We start from the raw sequence: 6,624 nt of genomic DNA, 5'->3' as shown, positions 1-6,624 counted from the left end.
AATCCGATTCCCTTGGCGAATCCGACCGCCCAGGATGCGGTCGCTTTTGTCATACTCAAAGCGAAGGTCCAATCTGAAGTTGTACCGCGTGAGAGGGAGGTAATCATCGCGGCGACCGAACTCCGCACCGAGGTAGCCATCGCTGTGAATGCACTCTTGATCAAACCGGGAAGCGCAGCGGGATTGTAGGCCGCCATTCTCAGCGTCAGATATTTCAGCTCAGCGCCGGCTACGCGCAGATAGTAGGGAAGAACACTTACCGCATTGACCAGTCCGCCAGTGGCTTTCACGTACTTGAAGACTCCCAATGCTCCACCGGCGAAGACTATTCCCAGTCCCGCCCCGAGTGCCTTGTGCTGCCTGAACCAACCGAAGAGGCGGGATAGTATTCCGATGCTGAATCCGACCGCATAGGCGATCAGTCCGGCAAACTTCAGCAGGGGAGATTTCGCGCCGGTAAGTCCGTCATTCCAGGCCGTGAACCAGTTCGAAAGGACAGATATCCAGCCGCCGAAGATCGGCGAAATCACATTCCAGACTGTGGTAATGGTCGTTTTGAGCGATCCAAACAGCGACCGCAACACTGTCCAGACAGCGACTGTCGTGTCCCGCAGTCCAAGGAAGTTCGTCTTCCAGGCGAAGTAGAGCAGTCCTGCCGCCGCCATAATCGGCAGCAGCGGTGACAGCGTCGCCCACAGCGCTCCCGCCAGACCGCCCAAGGCAGTCGAAAAGGTCAAACTTGCCGCCGTCCCGATCCCCAGTGACGCAGCCAGACCGATGATTCCCGCCATTCCCAATTGCAGCATGCCGCCGGTCAAAGCCAGTCCGCCCAAGACCGTCAAGACCGCCCCACCAATCAGGGCGACACCCATGCCAAGTTTCACCAACCCCGGATGCGCTTCGCCCCATTGCTGGAAGGCCACAGCCGCCTGCGATACCGCCTGAACCATCGGCGTAACTACGGGTAAAATTGCCTTGCCCAAGACTTCGAAGGCGTTGTGAACCCGCTGCTTCAAGAGACCGAAGGCCGCGCCAAGATCACTGTTCATCGACTCAGCCATGCGAAATGTCGAGGCTGTCCCGCCCTGCATTGCCGTGCCCAGCATATCGATGTTACTGGTGAGCGCTCCGATCTGCGGCAGCAGCAGATCGACCGCCGCCATCGCTTCGATCCGTCCGAACGCCTTCTGCAGTTCCATTTTCTCGACGGCGTCGACCGTCTCGCCATATTTGCCTTTGATGCGCTGGAGTATCTCTGTCACCGGCAAAAGGTCGTTGCGGACGTCGACGAAGCTGATTCCGAGCTGCTGCCCGGCTTCAGCCGCCGACTTGATGAAGGCGCGGTAATGTGTCCCAGCTTCCGATCCGGCCATCGTCGCCTGCAGCATTCCCAGCACAGCCAACTGCTCTTCCAACGGACGCTTGGCCGAAGTCGCCGAGGCGCCCAGATTCGATATCGCCGCCGCCATCTGGGGTCCGGTGGTTTTGAAGGCGCGCACCGATTCGGCGATGCCGCCGGAGAAGAGTTCTCCGAACTCGAAGTCGGAGAGGTTTCCGTAATAATCCTTGTAGATGCCGTACCCGGTGGCAAACAGCGAAGTCATCTCGGCCACCGACGCTTTGGTCGCCTTAGCCGTCAGCGCTGCGATCTTAGTGAACTGCCCTACAGCCACGTCCGAGAGTGAGGCGATGCCAGACTTGATGTCATAGGCAGCCGCGATGAAGTCGGGCTTGGTGACCCCGGCAAACTGGCTTGAAAACTCGCCCGCCGCCTGCTCCAGCGACTGCAGGTCGATGAACCCCAAGGACGCCATTTCGCCCAGCGCCTTGGTCGTGTCGGTGGTAGATTTGACGGTCAGCGCCGCAAATCCTGCCAGCGCCGTTCCCACTCCCAACGCCCAGCCGCCGATCTTCATCAGACTCTTGGCTGAAGTCTTGAAGCGATCCATCTGCGACACCGCCTCCGACATCGTGTCACCCAGATTGGAGGAGCCGATGAGGCGGATGTTGATGCCCTGTGTGAACCCTTGCAGCATCGACATCAGCGCCTCCGCGTCTTCCGTTCCACAGCCTGCTTCTCCTGTTCAGCCAGCCACTCAGCTGAAGCGTAGATTTCCATCACACGATCCATCGGCAGCCCGTCGAGTGTTTCGAATGTGTAGCCGGGGAAGGTCTTGCAGATCGCCGCACGCATCTGCAGGTATCCGGTTTTTGCGATCTCATCCTTCGCCCGGCCTACAGCTTTTTTACTGAAAAGGCTTTGTTGTAACCGAGCAGCTCTTGAATCTGCTCGGCCAGCGCCACGATCCTGCCCGGCTGCCAGTTGCCCGACTTGTTGTATTCCAGGTCGACGGCGTCGATCTCCGGCCAGACCACATACGCCTTGACCATGTTCAAGGGTACGCGGTTTTCCCGCCCCGGCTTGACGTTGCCGACTTGCGAGAACTCGTCCCAGTTCGAGCCGCGGACGATGAAGGTCTCGCCGGTCGTCGGATCGGACAATTGAAAGAGAGGATAGCCCTTGAATTTCTCTTTCAGGGCGGCAAGCTCTTTGTCTGTCGGTTGATTCATTTCAGTTCCTATTTAGGTAGTGAGGGAGAAAGGGAGAAAGGAAGAAAGTGGGGGACTGGCTGTGGGTTACTTTCTCCCTTTCTTCCTTTCTACCTTTCTTCCTCGTTCAGAATACTCCAGTTGCACCCGTTGCAAATCCAGAGCATTTTATTCCGATCGGTTCAGCGTCTTCGCTGTCGGAAAATCCCCCCTCTTGGTCGGTAATCTCCACGCCGGTGAAGGTCTTGGATCTGACCGCTGCCGCACCAGGATACATGATGATGATCACCGCGTTGCGGATGTCGGTGAAGTCCTCGAAGGTCTTCAGGAAGGCGGCGTTCTTGGCGGTCTCGGCGGCGTTGATGGCTGAGTTGGTCAGGATTTCCTTGATCTCGAAGTCGATCTCATAGGTCTTGTGGGCGCTGCGCGTCACGCCGTGCGCCGACTTGAACCCCGCTCCGTAGAGCGCTTTCTTGGCCTTCTTGATCTTCCAGTTGAAGTTCTGCAGCGCCAAAACCGGGACTCCGTCCAGGAACATCTTTACGGAGTTGCCGGAGATGCCGTCGGCAAATCCCAAATCCTCTATTAGGTCAGGCATATTGTCCTTTCAGGGAGAAAGGGAGAAAGGAGGAAAGGGAGAAAGTCCATTCCTGCGCTGATTCCCACTTTCTTCCTTTCTCCCTTTCTTCCTCATCCTTAATCCAGATATACTTTCGTGAGAATAATTTCAAACGCCTTCATCGAGTTGACGGAGAGCCTGACCGTCACTTCGCCGAGGCTGCGCATCTCAGGAGTCGAGACCAATTCCAACTTGTAGCTGTCGATCTGGCCCTTCTGGCGCATCAGTTCGAGCGGGCGCTTGATATCCTCTTCCAGCAGCTTCAGCCCTTCGCCGCCTTCATCATTCGGCCTCCCCAAATGTGGGAAGGCTGCCAGCCGCGCCTGCTTGCCCGCCGAATAGACCGCCCGCAGCTTTTCGATGCGGTTATAGGTCTCGCCTGCCGGCGGCGCGTTGACAGATAAAGCGATGATCTTGCCGATGCCGGATTGCGTCCGCAGATAGTTGATATTGGCCTGGATCAACTGCGTCTGCTGGCCGCGATTGAACTCCGGCACAAGCGAGATGATTCCTGCCGGAGACTCTCCCATAAGACTCTTCTGTAGATCGACAGTCGCCATCCGGCCAGAGCAGGCCGATCCGACGCGGTTGAAGTAGGCATTGCCGTCCGGGTCCAAGAACTGCGCCTCGCCGATGAAGAAGACCGCATTGCGGTCGGCGAAGTCTTCTTTCAGGGCGATGGCGCTTTCCACATAATCCTGAATATCCTGCGACGTCGGTTTGAAGGGATCAAGAGGTGAAAACCTCGGCATGTCGAGCAGGGCAAACCTCTCGCCCAAGACGTTCTCAACCATGTTCCGACAGGATGTGGCGATGGCCGTCCACAGTGCCGGAGTGTCCGCACCAATGAAATGCACCCAAGCCACATCGGGAAACTGTTCCGAATACTCGATGGCGTCGAGGTAGTCGCCGTTGGTCAGGCTTTCGCCGTTCGTGCCCCCAGCAAGAGCTTTTCCCACAGTCGCATCAGGGAGGATATCGCTCAGCTTCGTTGTCTTCACCAGACTCTGGCCTTGATTGATGGCCAAGACCAGAGAATCGACCGTTCCTTCTGTGAAGGCGAAGGTCTGATCGGAAGCGGGATCGGTGATTTCGATTGTCCGCGTTGCGCCCGTCCCCGACACATCGACCTCGATGCCGTTTCCCCACGTCCCAGGCTCGGCCGCCTCCAGCTTCAAGACCGGCACTTCCAGCGCCTTAAGTTCGAGGCTGGAGCTTCTAGCGTCTCCGATGCGGACAGCATAGATGATGGAACTTCCGGCGTCGAGCCTTTCGAGCAGCGCCTTCAGTAACTCCCCGTCGCGAAAGATGGTCTTGGCGGTCGCCTTATCGGAGATAGTGTAGCGTGAAAGTAACTGTCCGCCCTCGGCCCAACCCGCCACGAACTCGATGTTGGAAGGCGGAGGGGTGACGACCACTGAGCCTGATAGGTATTCGGTGTAGACGTCCTTGATCACACGTGTCGCCATCAATTGCTCCTTACCGGCGACCGCCGCCATTCCTCAATCAGCTGCAGGAAGCGTTCAGCCTCCATGCGGTCGGAGGGTTTCAACCCATGAGCGGTCATCACCGCATTTGCTTCCATGGGACGGATTTTATTCTGTTCGATGATGGTCGAGAGGCGAAGCTCGCTGCCATTTATCTCTTCACGTTTCTTGGCTGCCATTAGGACTCCGTAAAGGAGATGGAAATCTTGTTCATATTTGTTGTAACCGGTTTGGATACGACCTGCTGCTCCACGAAAAGGAAGGACAACGCCTGTTGATAGACGAAGGGCATACCCTTTTCGATCGGCGGAAGATCATACCTGCCTTGAAAGACGATCCGTTCGATGTGAAGGAAATCCTCTGAATCGGGCACTGGCAGATCCACCGATCCTTCCCGGCACAACCCCATCAGCAGCGCATCGATCCGGTCGCAGATTTCGTCGACGTGGGCGTTTCCGTTCCTGGACACTGTATTGGCCGCCCTGACGGTAAACCGCAGCACCTGCTGCACCGAAACGGCCTTGGTCGCGATCCCTTCGTGAGTCCTGTCCCAGACGCCCGTTCCCACAGCTTTGCGCCGCGTCGAGATCAGGTCGATCAGCAGATAGGGATAGGGATTACCCGCTGCGACGAAGGCGATCTCGTCTTTGAAGGCGTGCAGCTCGGGAATGCGCTCCGTCAGATAGAAGGCGATGGCACTCTGCAGCTTCATACGCCGGCCATCAGCAACGCCGCTTCTACAGCCCTCTTGACCTCGTCGGGCGCGACCTGCTTCCCCTGCTGGTATGCGGGCTCCATGTAAGACCTCGGCTTGGGGTGGACGTAGAAGTATTTCATCTTCGCCACAGGGTCTATTCCGTGCCGCTTCATCCAACCTCTGAACCCTGGAATCTTGTCTATGGTGAGCCAGTGTCCTTCCGCCCCAAATTCCACCGCGGCGGCGTATTCGGCGTTCGTTCCGACGATGACTTCGCCTGGAGATATTTTATGGATGTGAATAGAATTCCACAGTTGTCCCAGATCGACCGCGCCGCCTTCTTTCAATCTCTCAACCGCCGTGCGTTGGATTTCCAGAGCGATGGCTGTTAGTCCTTGATAGAGCGCGACCTTCAATGCGCCGGGATAGCTGCGGCCGAATCGCTTCACCTTCTCCACAGCCGGAAAGTCGACTTCGATCTTGATCACGGATTCTTGTATTCCCGCTCGAGGCGAACAGTCAGATGAGTGACGGCTCCGAAACAGTTCTCCCGCCGCACATCGGAAACGACATAACGCACATCGCCGAAGACCACCAAATCTCCCTCGCGCACATCGGTTTCGGGCAGCATCGAACAGACCCCGTCCGCGCCGATCTGCTTCAGTTCTTCGGGCGATAATTGCTGGAACTCGATCGGGACAATTGCGACTTGGGTTTCAGTTCCCTCCGCAGGTCCGTCAAAGGAACCTGCGTTCACAGTATCGGCGCGCCTGATCTCCGCCGATTGCCCCGACATTCGAATCAGCTCGGCGATGTCGAGACTCATCATCTGCAGCTCGCCATCGGTGATCATTGGACGTCGCCCCCATAGAGCATCGGCGTCACCGCGGGCACGCCGAGGCCGTATTCGGGGTTGCGCTCGGCCACGCCTTGGCGGTATTGGTCGAGATAGCCTCTTCCAAGTTCCGCCCAGTAAGCGGGCTGGCGGGTCTTGTCGATCCTCTTGTCGCCCGATGAGAAGGAGAATCCCCGCGCAGTCTTGGCTTGCATCATCCGGCAGATGACGACCAGCGCATACGCCACCAACAGCTCCCTGTCTTCTGGATCGAGGGCGGGGGAGATGACTCCTTCGCCGTTCAGCGTGTAGACCTGCTTCACATCTTTCTTCAGCGCCACCAACGCCTGCGACACCGTCCTCTGCAGCTGCTCATCCTCGAGCTGCGGCGGGGTGTCGGCGTCGTGGTATTCGAGCCGGAGGGCGTGCAGCAGTT

7 protein-coding genes are annotated in these 6,624 nt (G+C 57.7%); all 7 read right to left on the bottom strand.

Translation table 11 applies throughout. The features are described 5' to 3' along the window. Positions 1 to 2,042: phage tail tape measure protein (locus FJY67_10725; protein MBM3329925.1), on the bottom strand; the 2,042-nt coding region annotated here is incomplete at its 3' end. Positions 2,043 to 2,235: 193 nt separating this feature from the next. Then, on the bottom strand, positions 2,236 to 2,571 hold the full coding sequence (locus tag FJY67_10720) for a hypothetical protein (protein ID MBM3329924.1): 336 nt from the start codon (positions 2,569 to 2,571) through the stop codon (positions 2,236 to 2,238). Positions 2,572 to 2,677: 106 nt separating this feature from the next. Then, complete coding sequence (locus FJY67_10715) at positions 2,678 to 3,148, bottom strand: hypothetical protein (protein ID MBM3329923.1); 471 nt, start codon at positions 3,146 to 3,148, stop codon at positions 2,678 to 2,680. Positions 3,149 to 3,246: 98 nt separating this feature from the next. Next, positions 3,247 to 4,668: a hypothetical protein gene (locus FJY67_10710; protein ID MBM3329922.1), complete on the bottom strand. Its 1,422-nt coding sequence runs from the start codon at positions 4,666 to 4,668 to the stop codon at positions 3,247 to 3,249. Continuing rightward, entirely contained in the window at positions 4,638 to 4,835 is a 198-nt protein-coding gene (locus FJY67_10705; GenBank protein ID MBM3329921.1) for a hypothetical protein, read from the bottom strand. Before FJY67_10705 ends, FJY67_10710 begins: the two co-directional genes overlap by 31 nt. Then, a complete protein-coding gene (locus tag FJY67_10700; protein MBM3329920.1) occupies positions 4,835 to 5,368 on the bottom strand; it encodes a hypothetical protein in 534 nt (177 codons plus the stop codon). Before FJY67_10700 ends, FJY67_10705 begins: the two co-directional genes overlap by 1 nt. Then, complete coding sequence (locus FJY67_10695; protein MBM3329919.1) at positions 5,365 to 6,033, bottom strand: HK97 gp10 family phage protein; 669 nt, start codon at positions 6,031 to 6,033, stop codon at positions 5,365 to 5,367. Before FJY67_10695 ends, FJY67_10700 begins: the two co-directional genes overlap by 4 nt. Positions 6,034 to 6,624: the final 591 nt, after the last annotated feature.

Source organism: Calditrichota bacterium (genome assembly GCA_016867835.1).
Classification (GTDB): Bacteria; Electryoneota; AABM5-125-24; order Hatepunaeales; family Hatepunaeaceae; genus VGIQ01.
This window is presented reverse-complemented; position numbering and strand designations above follow the sequence as displayed.

Coding starts and splice junctions, on each gene's coding strand:
- FJY67_10715 (MBM3329923.1), bottom strand. CDS start 3,148: ATGCCTGACCTAATAGAGGATTTGGGATTTGCCGACGGCATCTCCGGC.
- FJY67_10720 (MBM3329924.1), bottom strand. CDS start 2,571: ATGAATCAACCGACAGACAAAGAGCTTGCCGCCCTGAAAGAGAAATTC.
- FJY67_10705 (MBM3329921.1), bottom strand. CDS start 4,835: ATGGCAGCCAAGAAACGTGAAGAGATAAATGGCAGCGAGCTTCGCCTC.
- FJY67_10700 (MBM3329920.1), bottom strand. CDS start 5,368: ATGAAGCTGCAGAGTGCCATCGCCTTCTATCTGACGGAGCGCATTCCC.
- FJY67_10710 (MBM3329922.1), bottom strand. CDS start 4,668: ATGGCGGCGGTCGCCGGTAAGGAGCAATTGATGGCGACACGTGTGATC.